This window comes from Roseomonas sp. BN140053 (assembly GCF_047690175.1).
In the GTDB taxonomy this organism is placed as follows: Bacteria; Pseudomonadota; Alphaproteobacteria; order Acetobacterales; family Acetobacteraceae; genus Roseomonas.
Map to the genome: position 1 here is coordinate 92,599 of NZ_JBLLEB010000003.1, position 13,443 is coordinate 106,041.

15 protein-coding genes and 1 tRNA gene are annotated in these 13,443 nt (G+C 71.0%); 8 read left to right on the forward strand and 8 right to left on the reverse strand.

The features are described 5' to 3' along the window. Positions 1–121 precede the first annotated feature (121 nt). The 8 genes from ACLIBK_RS04390 (at position 122) to ACLIBK_RS04425 (ending at position 6,164) form a co-directional block, all read left to right on the forward strand. Positions 122–754: a hypothetical protein gene (locus ACLIBK_RS04390; protein ID WP_415386009.1), complete on the forward strand. Its 633-nt coding sequence runs from the start codon at positions 122–124 to the stop codon at positions 752–754. Between the two features lie 143 nt (positions 755–897). Beyond that, on the forward strand, positions 898–1,119 hold the full coding sequence (locus ACLIBK_RS04395) for a helix-turn-helix transcriptional regulator (protein WP_415386010.1): 222 nt from the start codon (positions 898–900) through the stop codon (positions 1,117–1,119). A gap of 152 nt (positions 1,120–1,271) precedes the next feature. Beyond that, the gene (locus tag ACLIBK_RS04400; protein ID WP_415386011.1) at positions 1,272–1,490 is read left to right on the forward strand and encodes a hypothetical protein; all 219 of its coding nucleotides are present in this window, start codon (positions 1,272–1,274) and stop codon (positions 1,488–1,490) included. Positions 1,491–1,588: 98 nt separating this feature from the next. Further along, positions 1,589–4,249 (forward strand): hypothetical protein, encoded by a 2,661-nt coding sequence (locus tag ACLIBK_RS04405; protein WP_415386012.1) that lies wholly within the window; start codon positions 1,589–1,591, stop codon positions 4,247–4,249. Continuing rightward, positions 4,246–4,623 (forward strand): hypothetical protein, encoded by a 378-nt coding sequence (locus ACLIBK_RS04410; RefSeq protein WP_415386013.1) that lies wholly within the window; start codon positions 4,246–4,248, stop codon positions 4,621–4,623. Before ACLIBK_RS04405 ends, ACLIBK_RS04410 begins: the two co-directional genes overlap by 4 nt. Further along, on the forward strand, positions 4,620–5,135 hold the full coding sequence (locus tag ACLIBK_RS04415) for a hypothetical protein (protein ID WP_415386014.1): 516 nt from the start codon (positions 4,620–4,622) through the stop codon (positions 5,133–5,135). Before ACLIBK_RS04410 ends, ACLIBK_RS04415 begins: the two co-directional genes overlap by 4 nt. Before the next feature lie 158 nt (positions 5,136–5,293). Next, positions 5,294–5,890 (forward strand): hypothetical protein, encoded by a 597-nt coding sequence (locus ACLIBK_RS04420; protein ID WP_415386015.1) that lies wholly within the window; start codon positions 5,294–5,296, stop codon positions 5,888–5,890. Between the two features lie 79 nt (positions 5,891–5,969). Next, positions 5,970–6,164 carry a hypothetical protein gene (locus tag ACLIBK_RS04425; protein WP_415386016.1) on the forward strand — a complete coding sequence of 65 codons (195 nt, stop codon included), beginning with the start codon at positions 5,970–5,972 and terminating at the stop codon, positions 6,162–6,164. A gap of 687 nt (positions 6,165–6,851) precedes the next feature. Here ACLIBK_RS04425 and ACLIBK_RS04430 read toward each other — a convergent pair. From ACLIBK_RS04430 to murA, 8 genes are all read right to left on the reverse strand, one after another. Then, positions 6,852–6,927 (reverse strand) — tRNA-Phe (locus tag ACLIBK_RS04430). 141 nt (positions 6,928–7,068) lie between these two features. Then, positions 7,069–7,260, reverse strand: a complete 192-nt coding sequence (locus ACLIBK_RS04435) for a DNA gyrase inhibitor YacG (RefSeq protein WP_415386017.1) — start codon at positions 7,258–7,260, stop codon at positions 7,069–7,071. Beyond that, positions 7,250–8,359 carry a ribonuclease E/G gene (locus tag ACLIBK_RS04440; RefSeq protein ID WP_415386018.1) on the reverse strand — a complete coding sequence of 370 codons (1,110 nt, stop codon included), beginning with the start codon at positions 8,357–8,359 and terminating at the stop codon, positions 7,250–7,252. Before ACLIBK_RS04440 ends, ACLIBK_RS04435 begins: the two co-directional genes overlap by 11 nt. Positions 8,360–8,444: 85 nt before the next feature. Then, a complete protein-coding gene (locus tag ACLIBK_RS04445) occupies positions 8,445–9,041 on the reverse strand; it encodes a Maf family protein (protein ID WP_415386019.1) in 597 nt (198 codons plus the stop codon). 25 nt (positions 9,042–9,066) lie between these two features. Continuing rightward, positions 9,067–9,285: a translation initiation factor IF-1 gene (infA, locus tag ACLIBK_RS04450; protein ID WP_415386020.1), complete on the reverse strand. Its 219-nt coding sequence runs from the start codon at positions 9,283–9,285 to the stop codon at positions 9,067–9,069. Positions 9,286–9,489: 204 nt separating this feature from the next. Continuing rightward, the gene (gene hisD / locus ACLIBK_RS04455) at positions 9,490–10,779 is read right to left on the reverse strand and encodes a histidinol dehydrogenase (RefSeq protein ID WP_415386021.1); all 1,290 of its coding nucleotides are present in this window, start codon (positions 10,777–10,779) and stop codon (positions 9,490–9,492) included. Positions 10,780–11,098: 319 nt separating this feature from the next. Then, complete coding sequence (gene hisG / locus ACLIBK_RS04460) at positions 11,099–11,839, reverse strand: ATP phosphoribosyltransferase (RefSeq protein ID WP_415386022.1); 741 nt, start codon at positions 11,837–11,839, stop codon at positions 11,099–11,101. Positions 11,840–11,864: 25 nt separating this feature from the next. Next, on the reverse strand, positions 11,865–13,124 hold the full coding sequence (gene murA, locus ACLIBK_RS04465; protein WP_415386023.1) for a UDP-N-acetylglucosamine 1-carboxyvinyltransferase: 1,260 nt from the start codon (positions 13,122–13,124) through the stop codon (positions 11,865–11,867). Between the last annotated feature and the right edge of the window lie 319 nt (positions 13,125–13,443).

Genomic DNA, 13,443 nt, shown 5'->3' on the forward strand with positions numbered 1-13,443 from the left:
ATGGCGAGCTTTGGCGGTATGCTCATGGGCAGGAAAGTGTGGCCAGGCAGCCTTACGTCCATGCGGGCGGAGCACCTGGGCCAGCAAACCGCAGTCGCGCAACGACCCGCAGAGGTGATGCATGGGCCACGACGAGATATCTCCCGAGGAGCCAGTCAGCGACAAGCAGAAAGACCTCGCGGCTTCCTTGGAGCGCTACCACCAACTCGCCCGACAGACACGCAACCCGGTGTATGTATGGTGGGGGCTGTACCAGATTTTCCACGCAAGACTGGGTTCGTTGCTGGACGGCCCTATCGGCGACGAATTCGCGATACCGGGATGGTGCGCCGAGTACTTAGTAGCAGTCACGGAGAAGATGGTGGACTTGTCGGCGGGGATCGACTTCCGGGTAGAGGCGCCTCCATTCAACTTCGACCAGTACGAAAGCGAAAAGGCTGCTCTGGGGTCGCCAGCGTGGCACGAGCACGTGGCCGCCTCGAGGATATCCCAGCCCGACGCAATGAAGCTTGTGCCCACTGCGTTAGGACTAACTCGCGACGGCTGGAACGCCTTTGCTTCGTTCGAGGCAACAACCCAGAAAATGCAGGAATTCCGTTCCTACGAGGCTATGCGCGCACGCGGCGTGTCGGCGAGCGAGGCTCTGGCAGTCATCATGGAGCGGGCGAAGATCGCCGACGAGCGCAGCATGAATCGTCGCATTCGCGAGGGGCGGCATTTTGCGACGGGCAAGGTGGCAGAACCAGAGGGGTAGGTTTCGTCAGGGCAAAACCGAGGGGGGAGGTTCTGCCCTGGCGAAACCACCCCCACAGGTTTGCCCATTACATGCGGCTGATCTGTGCGGCTATTGGACTGTCCCGGCGATGCATGGCGCATCGCGAGTCGAAGGGACCACCAATGACCGCGGACACCAAGCGGTATCTTGACGAAGGCGCAGAAGCACAGCGCATCGAAGTGTCGCGCCGCACGCTGCAGCGATGGCGCGCGGAGGGAAACGGCCCGCCCTACATCCGTGCTGGGCTGCGGCGCATTCTCTACGATCCCACCAAGACCGACGAGTGGCTGGCGAGCCGCACGTTCCCGCACCGCGCGGCCGAGCTGGCTCAGCGCACCGCCTGAAAAAGCAAACCCGCCGCGGCGGGGCTACCACCGGGCGGGCTGCGAGGGACACAAACACGACGCTACGCGGACACTGACAAGCCGCACATAGCGCTTCCCTCGCTGCTTCGCCAGCCCCTTTCGCGGCTCCCTTCCTGATGTGGAGCCCGACCATGCTTCGAGACTCACACGGCCAGCACAGCGCTTCCGTGAACTGCGCCGCCCCGATCCGGCTGCACCTGCTGCCCGATGCACCTGACGCATCGGGTGAGCCACGCGCTGCACTGTTGGTGCCGCCGTCGCACACCCTGACCCGCCGCCCGACGCTGCACGTGTTCGCCACCGTCGCTGCGGCGATCGCCGCCAAGCGTCAGATGGAGGGGAACCATTAATGCTGCCGCTGCCCACGCTACACGGCCGCCCCCGCTGGGTAATCTGGCGACTAGAAGCCAGACCGAAGCGTGACGGCAGCCCAGGCAAGCCCACGAAGGTGCCCTTCTCGCCCAGCACCGGGCGGCGCGCGAAGGCAGACGATTCCACCACCTGGGGCACGCACGCCGAAGCCGTCGCCGCCGACAGCCGGCGCGATCCGGTCCAGCTTGGCGGCATCGGCATCGAACTCGGCGACCTGGGCGACGGCACCTTCCTGGGCGGGATCGACCTCGACACCTGCCGCGATCCCAGCAGCGGCGCACTGACCACCTGGGCTGAAGCCGTGCTGCAGCTGGCCGACACCTACGCCGAGGTGTCGCCCTCGGGCACCGGCGCCAAGCTCTACTTCCTGGCCAGCATCGCGGATCTCGACGCGATCCGTGCCCTGCTGCCGCCGCGGGCCGATGGCACGCCGGTCTGGGGCTTCACCTGGGCCGAGCCGGGCCAGCGCGACCACCCGCCGGCGATCGAGCTTCACCTGGGCAACAGGTATTTCGCCTGGACCGAGCAGCGAGTGGGCACCACGCCCGACACGCTGCGGACGCTCGACCTCGACTTCTTCGAATGGCTGGCCCTGGAAGCCGGGCCCGAGCTGTCCGGCAAGCCCACCATCCCCGAGCCGAAGGGTGCGGCCCGGCAGGAGAAGCGGGAGCGCCGGCAGCTGGCCGAGAGCGCGACCCGCGGCGACACCGGACAGCCCGTCGCGGCACGCATCGCGGCGCTGATCAGCGAGGACCGGCTCAACACTGCTAAGCGCCGGCTGAAACAGCGCTGGGAGGGCGATTGGACCGGCGTCCGCGACACCAGCGGCAGCGGCCTCGCCTTCGCCCTGGCCGCTTCCCTGAAGCGCTGCGGCTTTGGGCAGGCCGACGTGCTGGCCGCTGTGGCGGAGCACCCTGACACCGCGGCCTGGGCCGCGAGCGTGGACAGCCGCCAGCTGGAGCGCCTGTATGACCGCAGCATGTCAGCCAGCCCGGGCGACGACGACAAGCCACGCCTCCTGCTGGAGCCGCACAACCCGGACCGCACCGTCGCGGCGATGCGCGACATCCTCGCCAAGACCGGCCGGATGTTCGACCGCGGCGTGCCGGTGCGCTTGGCCTACGATCAGATCCAGCGCGGCATGGTGGCGCAGACCATGACGGCGGATTCGGTGGTGCTTGAGACCCATCGCTCCTGCCGCCCCTTCGTGATGCGCGAGACTGCGGAGGGCGCGTTGGAGGAGACCAACGCGCGCCTCCCGCGTGCCACGGCCACAATGTACTTAGACTGGCGCGGTGAGTGGCGGCTGCCGGTGCTGAACGGCATCGCCTCGGCGCCGCTGCTGCGCGAGGACGGCAGGATCTACGCCGCTGACGGCTACGACGCGGCTTCCGGGATGTGGTGCGAGAACGTCCCGGACCTGTCGGCGCTGGTGCCGGCCCAGCCCACTCAGCAGCAGGCCCAGGCGGCGCTGCAGCTTCTGCGGCATACCTTCCGAACGTTCCCCTTCGGCGATGCCGCGCTGGTGCAGGAGGCCGACGCATCGACGCCCGTGGTGGACCTCACCGTCCCGCCTGGCGCCGACGAGAGCGGCTTTCTGGTGGGCCTGCTGACCGCGGCGTGCCGGCCCAGCCTGCACCTCGCCCCTGGGCTGCTGTTGGGCGCGGCGCCTATGAGCGGCGCTGGTGCCGGCAAGGGCCTGCTGGCCCGCGCGATCTGCACCATCGCCTTTGGACGCTCGCCTCACGCCGTCACCGGCGGCGCCACGGCCGAGGAGCTGGAGAAGCGAATCGCGGCCGAGCTGATGGAGGGTGCGCCGGCGCTGTTCCTCGACAACCTCAACAACCGGGCCTTTTCCTCGGATCTCCTCGCTAGCGCCATCACGGAACGCCCCGCCCGCGTGCGGCTGCTGGGCAAGTCGCAGATGCTGCCGCTCAACGCGACTGCCTTCATCGTGCTGACGGGCAACGGCCTGACCGCCGTAGAGGATCTGGCGCGGCGGTTCGTCACCGTGCAGCTGGACCCGCGCACGGAGAACCCCGAGGCGCGCGCCTTCACGGGCGACCTGTTGGCGGAGGTGGCCGCCCGCCGGGCGGAACTCCTGGCCGCGCTGCTCACCATCTGGCGCTGGGGACGGCAGGCTGGCGACGCCATCAAGCCCGGCCTGGCCCTGGGCAGCTTCGGCCAGTGGGCGCGCTGGGTTCGCGATCCTCTTCTCGCCCTGGGCTGCATGGACCCCGCCGAGCGCATCGGTGAGGCCAAGGCCCAGGATCAGGGACGCCTACAGATGGCGGAACTGTTCTCGACCTGGTGGCAGAAGCACCATGACCTGCCGATGCAGGGCAAGGATCTGCACGAGGACGTGCGGGCTATCCTCGACCCGCAGAACCGCGGCCGGCAGTTCCAGGCGGCCGAGCTGGGCCGGATGGTCGGGGCTCGCATCGCCGGGCTGGTGATGACCCGGGTGAAGACCCAGGCGAAGTGGTCGGTGGCCACCTACGCGCTCAGGCAGAGCGACACCGCTAGGCCGGTTCCCTCTGCTCCGGCCCCCGCCGCAGATGGAGGCATAGGGGGTGGCATAGGGGTAGGCATAGGGGGTGCCACCGAGGCCTTCGATAGGCAGCAAAGCACTGATTTCATTGAGTGCCGTTCTGCGCCGCCCCCTATGACCCCTATGCCCCCTATGCCTCTGCCAACCGCCGCAGCAACGCCGGAATCTTGGGAAACTGCGCTGTGAGTGCAGCAGTCGCACTCGCCCGGCTTGAGGCCGCCGGCGTTACCGCTTGGGTAGACGGCGATCTGCTGCGCCTCCGCGGCCCGCAGCCCAGCCCGGCGCTGCTGATGCAGGCCCGGCAGCACAAGGCGGAGATCATCCACCTGCTGACCGCGCGGGAAATGCGGGCCGCCGCCGCTGAAGCCGCAGCGATGGCCGAGCACTACGCCGCCCCGACAGAGCTAGCTCCGCCGGCTCCGCGGCCCCGTGATGACCTCGACGAGTGGCTTGGCCTCGACTCGCCCGCCTCCACCGATCCGCTGCGCGACGGCCTGCTGCGTGGCTACCGCGCGGCGCACCACTGCCCGCAGACCTGCAACCCTGGAGAAATTACATGACTGACGAGACTGTGATCCGCTGGAGCAACGGCCGCTTTGAGGAGGTAGCCCGCCCCGAGTGGTGGGCGTTCGAGCTAGCTACCTCCTTCACGGGCGATGCGCCGAGCCGAGAGGGCATGGGCCATTCGGTCTTCGGCGAGGAGCATGTGCAGCAGGTCGAATCCCGCGAACTGACCCAAAGGCGGGGTTGGATGGTGGCGTTTGATTGCGTCTACGATTCCCGCATCGTCTGGGCTCCTACCGCAGCCGACTACCTCGACCTGCTCACTACCCGCGTTCCGGCCTTCCTCAGTCTCCCTGACCGCAACGTGGCTGCGTCGCTGCAGGTCATCAGCGAGACCCTGATTGCCTACGCGCGCCATGGGCAGGGCGAGCACGTCAGCCGGATGGACGGGCGCAGCGACATCGACCGGCGGCAGGAACGCGAGAGGCAGCACGCGCAGCGGCCGGCGGGGCGAGCGGCACCGGCCTCCCTGTCCCTCGTCCAGCCGGTGCCGGGGGCCCCTCGATAATCCGGCGCAATACGGGTGGGCAACGCTCGCCAGTTCTCTAGGTGCGAGGCATCGCAAGGGGGTTCCGCTTCCGGTTCGGTGGCCCCAAATAACCCATTGCTAACGTTGATATTTTCCGCGGTAGCCAGATCCTAGCGGAGCCCAGGGAGTTCCTGTTGATGGCCACGGACGCCGAAGTCGCCGCGCACCTCGACCTGAGCGACCGAACGGTGCGGGAGCTGCGCAAGCGGGGGGTATTCCCGCCGCTGCGGCGCGGGTCCGCCAACCTCGACGCCTACCGCCTGGCCTACATCCGGCACCTCCGGGAACAGGCGGCCGGGCGCAGTGCTGACGCCTCCGACGTGACAGCTGCCCGGGTCCGCCTGCTGACCGCCACCGCTCGCCAGCGCGAGGCCATCGTGGGGCGGCTAGAGGCCCGGCTGATCACTTCCGACGATATGGAGCGGGTGGTCGGCGGCATGCTCAGCGCCGCCCGCACGCGCCTCCTCGCTATCCCCTCGGCCGCGGCGCCACTGGTCGCCACCGTGACGGACGCACGGGAGGTGCAGGCCGTTCTTACCGACCACATCCACGACGCCCTGAGCGAACTGGCGGAAGCGGAGGTTGTGGCGGCCGTGAAGCGGCAGGCCGTCGCCTCGGCCGACCGGGAAGCCGAGAAGCTAGGGGCTGGCGGGGCGTTCGATGACGGCGCCGCGCTGTCCGGCCACACCGCCGTCGCTGGCAGGCAGGCCCAGGCCCCGCAGCCCTCCGCATAGAGACGCGGCCCGGCTCCCGCCGGCCACGACGCCCCGGGGCATCGGGCCTCGGGCAGCCTCACGAAAGGATCTAGCCACCATGACCACCGACACGACCACTGCCCCGGCTGTCACCACCGCGGCCGGCCTGGCCGAGCTGCTGGGCGTCACGCCCGCCACCGTGGCCCGCTTGACTGCGCGCGGCGCACTCCCCGCGACTGCCGGCCAGCTCGACGCCGAGGCCGCGGTGCGGGCCTACGTGGGGCACCTGCGGAGCTGCGCCGCGGGCGCCTGAGCTGCGGGGCCTGCCCCGGTCCCCAGCGCGGGGGACCGGCATGGCGGCGGGGGCGGGGTTTCCACCAGTGGAAACACTGCGAACCCAAAGTGGAAACAGTGCGAACAGGGGTTGCCAACGTTCGCACCTCCTGTTCGCATCCACTTGCCAACGATTACAGCGGCTTAAGTGGAAAGTGCGAACTGGAAACCCCTTTTGCACCCCGCGAGATGGGGACCGCGTGCGCATTGCCCACCCGTATTCGGAAACAGTGTCAGGGGCCCCACCCCGGCGTGGGGAGGGGTGTTTCCGAAGCGGTTTCCGAAAGCGGGGCCATGCGTAACTTTGCCGCTAGCGCCTGCCGTGTTGGCCGGCCGACGGGGCGCGCCACAATTTCGGAAATGTCCTGCGCGTCCTGACGCTGGCGAAGTGACGCGCTGTTGCCACCCGTATTCCTCGCACCCATGGAGGGGCCCCGTGCCCTGCGAGTTGGCGGACCCGGATAGGCCAGCATCGGCGGGGTAGGTGCCGGACATAGATCCGCCGGACTGGACTGCACTGGAACAGGTAGCGGAGGGGCGCATGCCTGCGCTCCCTACGCAAAAGGGTCCGCTAGGGGTCCGCAAGCCGCTAAGCGCTGAAGTTCTGACGCACGACAGCGCTGCCCCTAGTCGGGTCATTCGTGTGGGATTTCAGCGGTTTGGGAAGTGGTGCCCAGGGGCGGAATCGAACCACCGACACTGCGATTTTCAGTCGCATGCTCTACCAACTGAGCTACCTGGGCACTTGGGCTCGGCAGAAGCGAGCGGGGAGATAGCCCGTGCCGGCGGGCCTGTCCACTGCCGCCAGCGCGCTTGTTTCCGCAAAGGGCCGAGGTCGCCAAGCCAGCACCTGCCCAGCCCGGGCCCCGTTCCGGCAATAACCCTCAGTCTTCCTCGTCCGGCGCGCCCACGGGTTCCCCGGGAATGGCGTAGTCCCCCGACAACCAGCGCCCTAAATCCACCTGCCGGCAGCGCGGCGAGCAGAAGGGGCGGTGCTGCGGCACCACGGGCCGGCCGCAGATGGGGCAGGCCGCCGGCGCGGCGGGGCGCCGGGGCTTCGGGGGGTCAGGCGGCATCCTCGATCACCTCTTGTCCGGGGGCCAGCGCCGGGTCGGGGCGCAGCGCCAGCGCGTTGCCCGCTTCCTCCAGGGCGCCCGACAGGGCGCGCAGCGCCGCCAGCACATGGGGGTGCGCCCGCAGCGCCAAACGGGCACCCGGGCGCGCCGCCGCCTCGCGCCCCGCCCGCCGCAGCGCAGCCAGCCCCTGCGTGAGCGGGGAGGGGGGAAAGCCCAGCACCTCGTGCAGCGGCGGGTGGACGCGGGTTCGCACCGTCTCGATCAACCCCAGCGCCGTGGTGCCGAGGATGCGCAGCAGCGGGTCCGGCCTGGCCGCCGCGCGCAGCGCCGGCAGGAAGCCCGCCCGCGCCGTGGCCGCCATGCCGGCCAGGTCGATCAGGATGGGCCCGGCCAGACGGCGCAGGCGGATCTGGCGCGCCGCCTCGGCCAGGGCGGCCTCGTTCAGGCGGCGATGCGCGCCCTCGCCGCGTCCGGCGGCGCTGCCGGAATCCACATCGATGGCCACCAGCGCGGGGGTGGGGTGGATCAACAGCCGGCCGCCGCCGGGCAGCGGCACCTCCGGGCTGGCCAGGGCGTCGAAGGCGGCTTCCGTGGCGTCGTCGAAGGCCGGGCCGGGCAGCAGCACCGGGCGGGACGGGTCCAGCGCGGCGCGCAGGGCTGCCACCTCCCGCCCGTCATCGCAGCGCAGGGTGGCCTGCGGATAGGCGCGGGCCAGCCGCAGCGGCGCCGTCGGCCCACGTGCCAGGAGCCGCACCGGCCCGGCCCGCGGCAGCCCGTCCGGCACCTTGGTGTCCAGCCGTGGCCCCTTGCCGCCCTGCGCCGCGCGCAGCACCCGAACCGGCCGGTGGTCGCCCTCCGACAAGCCCGCGCCGCCCTGGGCGTCCGGCAGAAAGCCGCTCTCGCCGTCGGCCAGGGCCACGAACACGCCCGACAGGGCCGGCACGCGTGCCGTGACGCGGCCGAGATGCAGGTCCCCCACCCCGTCCGGCCGCGCCGGCCGTTCCACCCAGGCTTCCTCCAGCACGCCGTCGCGCAGCAGCGCGGTGCGGCGCTCGCCGGGCGACACGGAAACCAGGATCTGCGGAACGCTGCCGGTCATGGCGCCACGCCGGGGGAGGGGGCACCGGTTGGCCCGCAGGAGGAGGCTGCCCTCTCGGCCGGCCACCCGCGCCACATCCGCGTGCTCAGGGCCGCAGCCATCCCACGCCCCGCAGCAGCTGGGCCGTTTCAAACATCGGCAGGCCGACGACGTTGGAGTGGCTGCCCGACAGGCTGCGCACGAAGGCTTCCGCGCGGCCCTGGATGGAATAGCCGCCGGCGCAGCCGCGCCATTCGCCCGAGGCGAGATAGGCCGTGATCTGGTCTTCCGTCAGGCGCTGAAAGGCCAGGATGGTGGTCACCAGCCGTTCGCGCCGCACGCCGCCCGGGGCCAGCAGGCACACGCCCGTATAAACGCGGTGGCGGCGGCCGGAGAGCAGCTGCAGGAAACGGCGCGCCTCCGCTTCGTCGGCGGGCTTGCCCAGGATGCGCCGGCCCACCCCCACCACCGTGTCGGCGGACAGCACCAGCGCCTCGGGCGCACGTTCGGCCACGGCGGCGGCCTTGCTCCGCGCCAGGCGGGCGGCGAGCAGGCGCGGCAGCTCGGTGGCCGCGGGCGTCTCATCGATGTCGGCGGGGTCGATCCGGTCGGGCGCGAAGCCCAGGCGGGCGAGGATCTCCAGGCGGCGCGGACTGGCACTGGCCAGCACCAGCGGCGGACGATCCACATCGGGGCCGGTCATAACAGCCGGCCCGTGCAAGCAGGCGTCACTTGAACCGGAAGGTGATCCGGCCCTTGGTCAGGTCGTAGGGCGTCATCTCGACGTTGACGCGGTCGCCGGCCAGCACGCGGATGCGGTTCTTGCGCATTTTTCCGCTGGTATGGGCCAGGACCATGTGCTCGTTGTCGAGCTTGACCCGGAACATTGCGTTGGGCAGCAGCTCGGTCACTTGGCCGCTGAACTCGATCATGTCTTCTTTGGACATGGAACCTCATCTACACAGGGGGGAGGAAGGCGCAGCGCCGCGGGCGTGCGTGATCATCCCCGGTTAGGGGGTAAAAGCGTCCGGAACATGGTCGCCGCGCTGGTTCCGGTCAAGCGAAGGCGTCGACAGGTCAGCCCGGCGCAGGGGTGGCATCCCTCCCCGGGCACCAGCCTTCCAGGACTTCGGCCACGGTGCAGCGGGGCCTCACCCCTCCAGTCGCATCGCCACCGAACGCGCGTGCGCGCCCAGCCCTTCCGCTTCGGCCAGCGCCACCGCCGCCGGGCCGATCGCCCGCAGCCCGGCTTCCTCCGCGGCGACCCAGGTGGTGCGCTTGAGAAAGTCGAACACGCTCAGCCCCGAAGCGAAGCGGCTGGTGCGCCCCGTCGGCAGCACGTGGTTCGGCCCGGCCACGTAGTCGCCCAGCGCTTCCGGGCACCAGGGGCCCAGGAAGGCCGCGCCGGCGTGGCGGATGCGGGCGAACAGCGCGGCCGGGTCGGCCACCATCAATTCCAGATGCTCGGGCGCCAGGCGGTCTGTTAGGGCGGCCGCTTCCGCCCAGTCGCGCACCAGCACCACCGCGCCGTGCGCGTCCCAGGAAGCGCGGGCGATGGCGGCGCGGGGCAGGTCCCGTAGCGCCGTCTCCACCGCCGCGGCCACGGCATCCGCCAGTTCCACGCTGTCCGTGAGCAGGATGGACTGCGCCGCCTCATCGTGCTCGGCCTGGGCGAGGAGGTCCATCGCCACCCGCGCCGGGTCCTGCGCGGCGTCGGCCAGGATCACCACCTCCGAAGGGCCGGCGATGGAATCGATCCCCACCCGCCCGAAGACCTGCCGCTTGGCCTCGGCGACAAAGGCGTTGCCGGGGCCCACGATCTTGTCCACCGGCGCGATCGAGGCGGTGCCCCAGGCCAGGGCCGCCACTGCCTGCGCGCCGCCGATGCGCCAGATCTCCGTCACCCCCGCGCGCTCCGCGGCGGCCAGCACCAGCGGCGCGACCTGCCCGTCCGGCGTGGGCACGCACATCACCACCCGCGGCACCCCCGCCACCCGGGCGGGGATGGCGTTCATCAGCACGGAGGAGGGGTAGGCCGCCTTGCCGCCGGGCACATACAGCCCCGCCGCATCCACCGCCCCCCAGCGCATCCCCAGGGTCAGCCCGTCCTCGGGCAGAGTGAGGTCGGCCGGCTTCTGTGCCGCGTGGAAGCGCTCGATCCGCCGCGCCGCCGTGTCCAGCGCGGCCAGCAGTTCCGGCGCGCAAGCCTCCCGCGCCGCCACGATCTCCTCGGGCCCCACCCGCAAGGCCCCGGCATCACCCGGCGTCCAGCGATCGAAGCGCGCCGTCAGATCCAGCAGCGCCGCGTCGCCCTCGGCCCGCACCCGCGCGATGATCGCCGCCACCGGCCCATCCACCCGCGCCGTGGTATCCCGGGCCTCGTCCAGCAGCGCCGCAAAGGCCGCCTCGAAGCCCGGATCGCGTGTGTCGAGGCGCTTCATGCGGCGAGGGCTTTCCGGTCTGGGCGTGGCGCTCGGGGCCTGCAGGAGCCGCTGCCCCCTGCACCCCAGGCAAAGGCTGCACCTTTGCCCGTGCCGGGGACTTCGTAGGTCCCCGGACCCCGCCGTGAGTTGGCGCTGGTGGATGGGGTGTGCCCCACGACGGCGAAGCCGCGTCGTGGGGCACACCCCATCCACCAGCGCCGTTCTTTTACGAATGGAAAGTCCAGAGAACTCAGTTCCCTGGCGGGGGGTGCAGGGGGGCAGAGCCCTCCCTGCGAGTCGCCCAGCGCAGCGCCCGAAGCGGACAGCCCCAGCCGCATCAAGTGTCCAGCGCCGCGCGCAGGCGGGCGATCCAGGCGCCGATCGCTTCGGGTTCGGTCTTCAGGGCGGTGCGGTTGACGATCAGGCGGGAGGTGACGGGGGCGATGACCTCCGTTTCCACCAAGCCGTTGGCCTGCAGGGTGGCGCCGGTCTGCACGAGGTCCACGATCAGCCGGCTCAGCCCCATGGCGGGGGCCAGCTCCATGGCGCCGTTGAGGTGGACGATCTCGGCCTGCACGCCGCGGGCGGCGAAGTGGCGGGCGGCGATGCGCGGGTACTTGGTGGCCACCGTCACCGTGCTCCAGCGCGCGGGGTCGTCCTGGCGGGCGTGCTCGACGGGCTCGGCCACGCTGACGCGGCAGGCGCCGATGCGCAGGTCGAGGGGGGCGTAGATCTCGGGGTAGTCGAACTCCATCAGCACGTCGGCGCCGCACACGCCGATCTGCGCCGCGCCGAAGGCCACGAAGGTGGCCACGTCGAAGGAGCGGACGCGGATGATGTCCAGCCCGGGATGGTTGGTGCGAAAGCGCAGCTTGCGGCTGCCCTCGTCGGTGAAGTCGGGCTCCGGCACCAGGCCGGCACGGGCCAGCAGCGGGCCGAGCTGCTTGAGGATGCGGCCCTTGGGCAGGGCCAGCACCAGGCCGCTCTCGGCCGGGCGGAGCGCAGCCGGGTCGGGCGCCGCGCCGGCGGGCGAAGCAGGGCCTGCACCGGCGGACGCGTCGGGGATGGGAAGGTCCATGGGAAAGGTCCGGCAGCCCCCGCGGTCAGTCGCGCAAACGCTCGATATCGGCGCCGACGCCGGCGAGCTTGGCTTCCACGCCCTCGTAGCCGCGGTCGAGGTGGTAGACGCGGTTCACTACCGTGTCCCCCGCCGCCGCCAAACCGGCCAGCACCAGCGAGAAGGAAGCGCGCAGGTCGGTGGCCATGACAGGCGCGCCGGACAGCCTGGCCACGCCGCGCACGATGGCGGAGGAGCCGTGCACGTTGATGCGCGCGCCCATGCGGTTCAGCTCGGGGACGTGCATGAAGCGGTTCTCGAAGATGGTCTCGGTGACCATCGAGGCGCCTTCGGCCACGCACATCAGCGTCATGGTCTGTGCCTGCATGTCCGTGGCGAAGCCCGGGAAAGGCTCCGTCATGATGTCCACGCCGCGCAGGCCGTCGACGCGGCGGACGCGCAGGCCCTGGGGGACCTCGTCCAGCTCCACCCCGGCTTCGGCCAGCACGCGGGCGCAGGCGCCGAGATGGGCGAGCTTGGCGCCTTCCAGCAGCACCTCGCCGCCGGTGATGGCAGCGGCGCAGGCGTAGGTGCCGGCCTCGATGCGATCGGGGATCACGGGATGCGTGGCGCCGTGCAGGCTGTCCACGCCGTGCACCAGCAGCCGGTCGGTGCCGACGCCCTCGATCCGCGCGCCCATGGCGATGAGGCAGGCGGCGAGGTCGCCGATCTCCGGCTCCCGCGCGGCGTTCAGCAGCTCCGTGGTGCCCTCGGCCAGGGCGGCCGCCATCAGCAGGTTCTCGGTGGCGCCGACGGAAACCTGCGGGAAGTGGATGCGCGCACCCTTGAGCCGCCCCGACACCGTGGCGCCGATATAGCCGCCGTCGAGGTTGATGCGGGCGCCCATCTGTTCCAGCCCGCGCAGATGTAGGTCCACCGGCCGCGTGCCGATGGCGCAGCCGCCGGGCAGGCTGACCCGCGCCTCGCCGTAGCGGGCCAGCAGCGGGCCCAGCACCAGCACGGAAGCGCGCATCTTGCGCACGAGGTCGTAGGGCGCTTCCAGGCTGGTGGCGGCGCCGCTCAGGCTGATCTGGCGGGTGCGCGTGTCGTGCTCCACCGCCAGCCCGTGCTGTTCCAGCAGGCGGGCCATGGTGCGCACGTCGTCCAGCGCGGGGGCGTTGGTCAGCACCAGCGGACCGTCGGTCAGCAGGGCGGCCGCCATCAGCGGCAGGGACGCGTTCTTGGCGCCGCCCACGGGAATGGTGCCGCGCAGGGTGCGGCCGCCGCGGATACGGATGCGGTCCATGGTCGCGAAAACCTTCTCAGGAACCTGGGGGCGGGAGGGCGGAAGCGCCGTGCAGCCCGGGACGGTGTGGTCTCGCCGCCGTTCTTATCCGCCGCAGGGTAGGCCCGGCAACACGCGCGGGCGGCACGGCAGCTCCCGGGTCGTGGGGGCACCCGTGGCCCCCGGGAGGGAGAAGGAATTCTCCCTCCCGGACCCACCCTCATCTTCTTTCGGGAGATGCCGGGTCTGGGTGAATACGTCCGGCACTGCGAGACCGAAGAAAATCAATCTTTCAACGAGCGCGGAGGCCGCCCTCGCCGGAGGGCCAAGCCCTCCGGCG

Bases quoted from the DNA above. Each gene is read 5' to 3' on its own strand.
- ACLIBK_RS04420 (WP_415386015.1), top strand. From the start codon at position 5,294: ATGGCCACGGACGCCGAAGTCGCCGCGCACCTCGACCTGAGCGACCGA.
- ACLIBK_RS04415 (WP_415386014.1), top strand. From the start codon at position 4,620: ATGACTGACGAGACTGTGATCCGCTGGAGCAACGGCCGCTTTGAGGAG.
- ACLIBK_RS04425 (WP_415386016.1), top strand. From the start codon at position 5,970: ATGACCACCGACACGACCACTGCCCCGGCTGTCACCACCGCGGCCGGC.
- ACLIBK_RS04390 (WP_415386009.1), top strand. From the start codon at position 122: ATGGGCCACGACGAGATATCTCCCGAGGAGCCAGTCAGCGACAAGCAG.
- hisG (WP_415386022.1), bottom strand. From the start codon at position 11,839: ATGGACCTTCCCATCCCCGACGCGTCCGCCGGTGCAGGCCCTGCTTCG.
- ACLIBK_RS04440 (WP_415386018.1), bottom strand. From the start codon at position 8,359: ATGACCGGCAGCGTTCCGCAGATCCTGGTTTCCGTGTCGCCCGGCGAG.
- ACLIBK_RS04445 (WP_415386019.1), bottom strand. From the start codon at position 9,041: ATGACCGGCCCCGATGTGGATCGTCCGCCGCTGGTGCTGGCCAGTGCC.
- ACLIBK_RS04435 (WP_415386017.1), bottom strand. From the start codon at position 7,260: ATGCCGCCTGACCCCCCGAAGCCCCGGCGCCCCGCCGCGCCGGCGGCC.
- ACLIBK_RS04400 (WP_415386011.1), top strand. From the start codon at position 1,272: ATGCTTCGAGACTCACACGGCCAGCACAGCGCTTCCGTGAACTGCGCC.
- hisD (WP_415386021.1), bottom strand. From the start codon at position 10,779: ATGAAGCGCCTCGACACACGCGATCCGGGCTTCGAGGCGGCCTTTGCG.
- ACLIBK_RS04395 (WP_415386010.1), top strand. From the start codon at position 898: ATGACCGCGGACACCAAGCGGTATCTTGACGAAGGCGCAGAAGCACAG.
- infA (WP_415386020.1), bottom strand. From the start codon at position 9,285: ATGTCCAAAGAAGACATGATCGAGTTCAGCGGCCAAGTGACCGAGCTG.
- murA (WP_415386023.1), bottom strand. From the start codon at position 13,124: ATGGACCGCATCCGTATCCGCGGCGGCCGCACCCTGCGCGGCACCATT.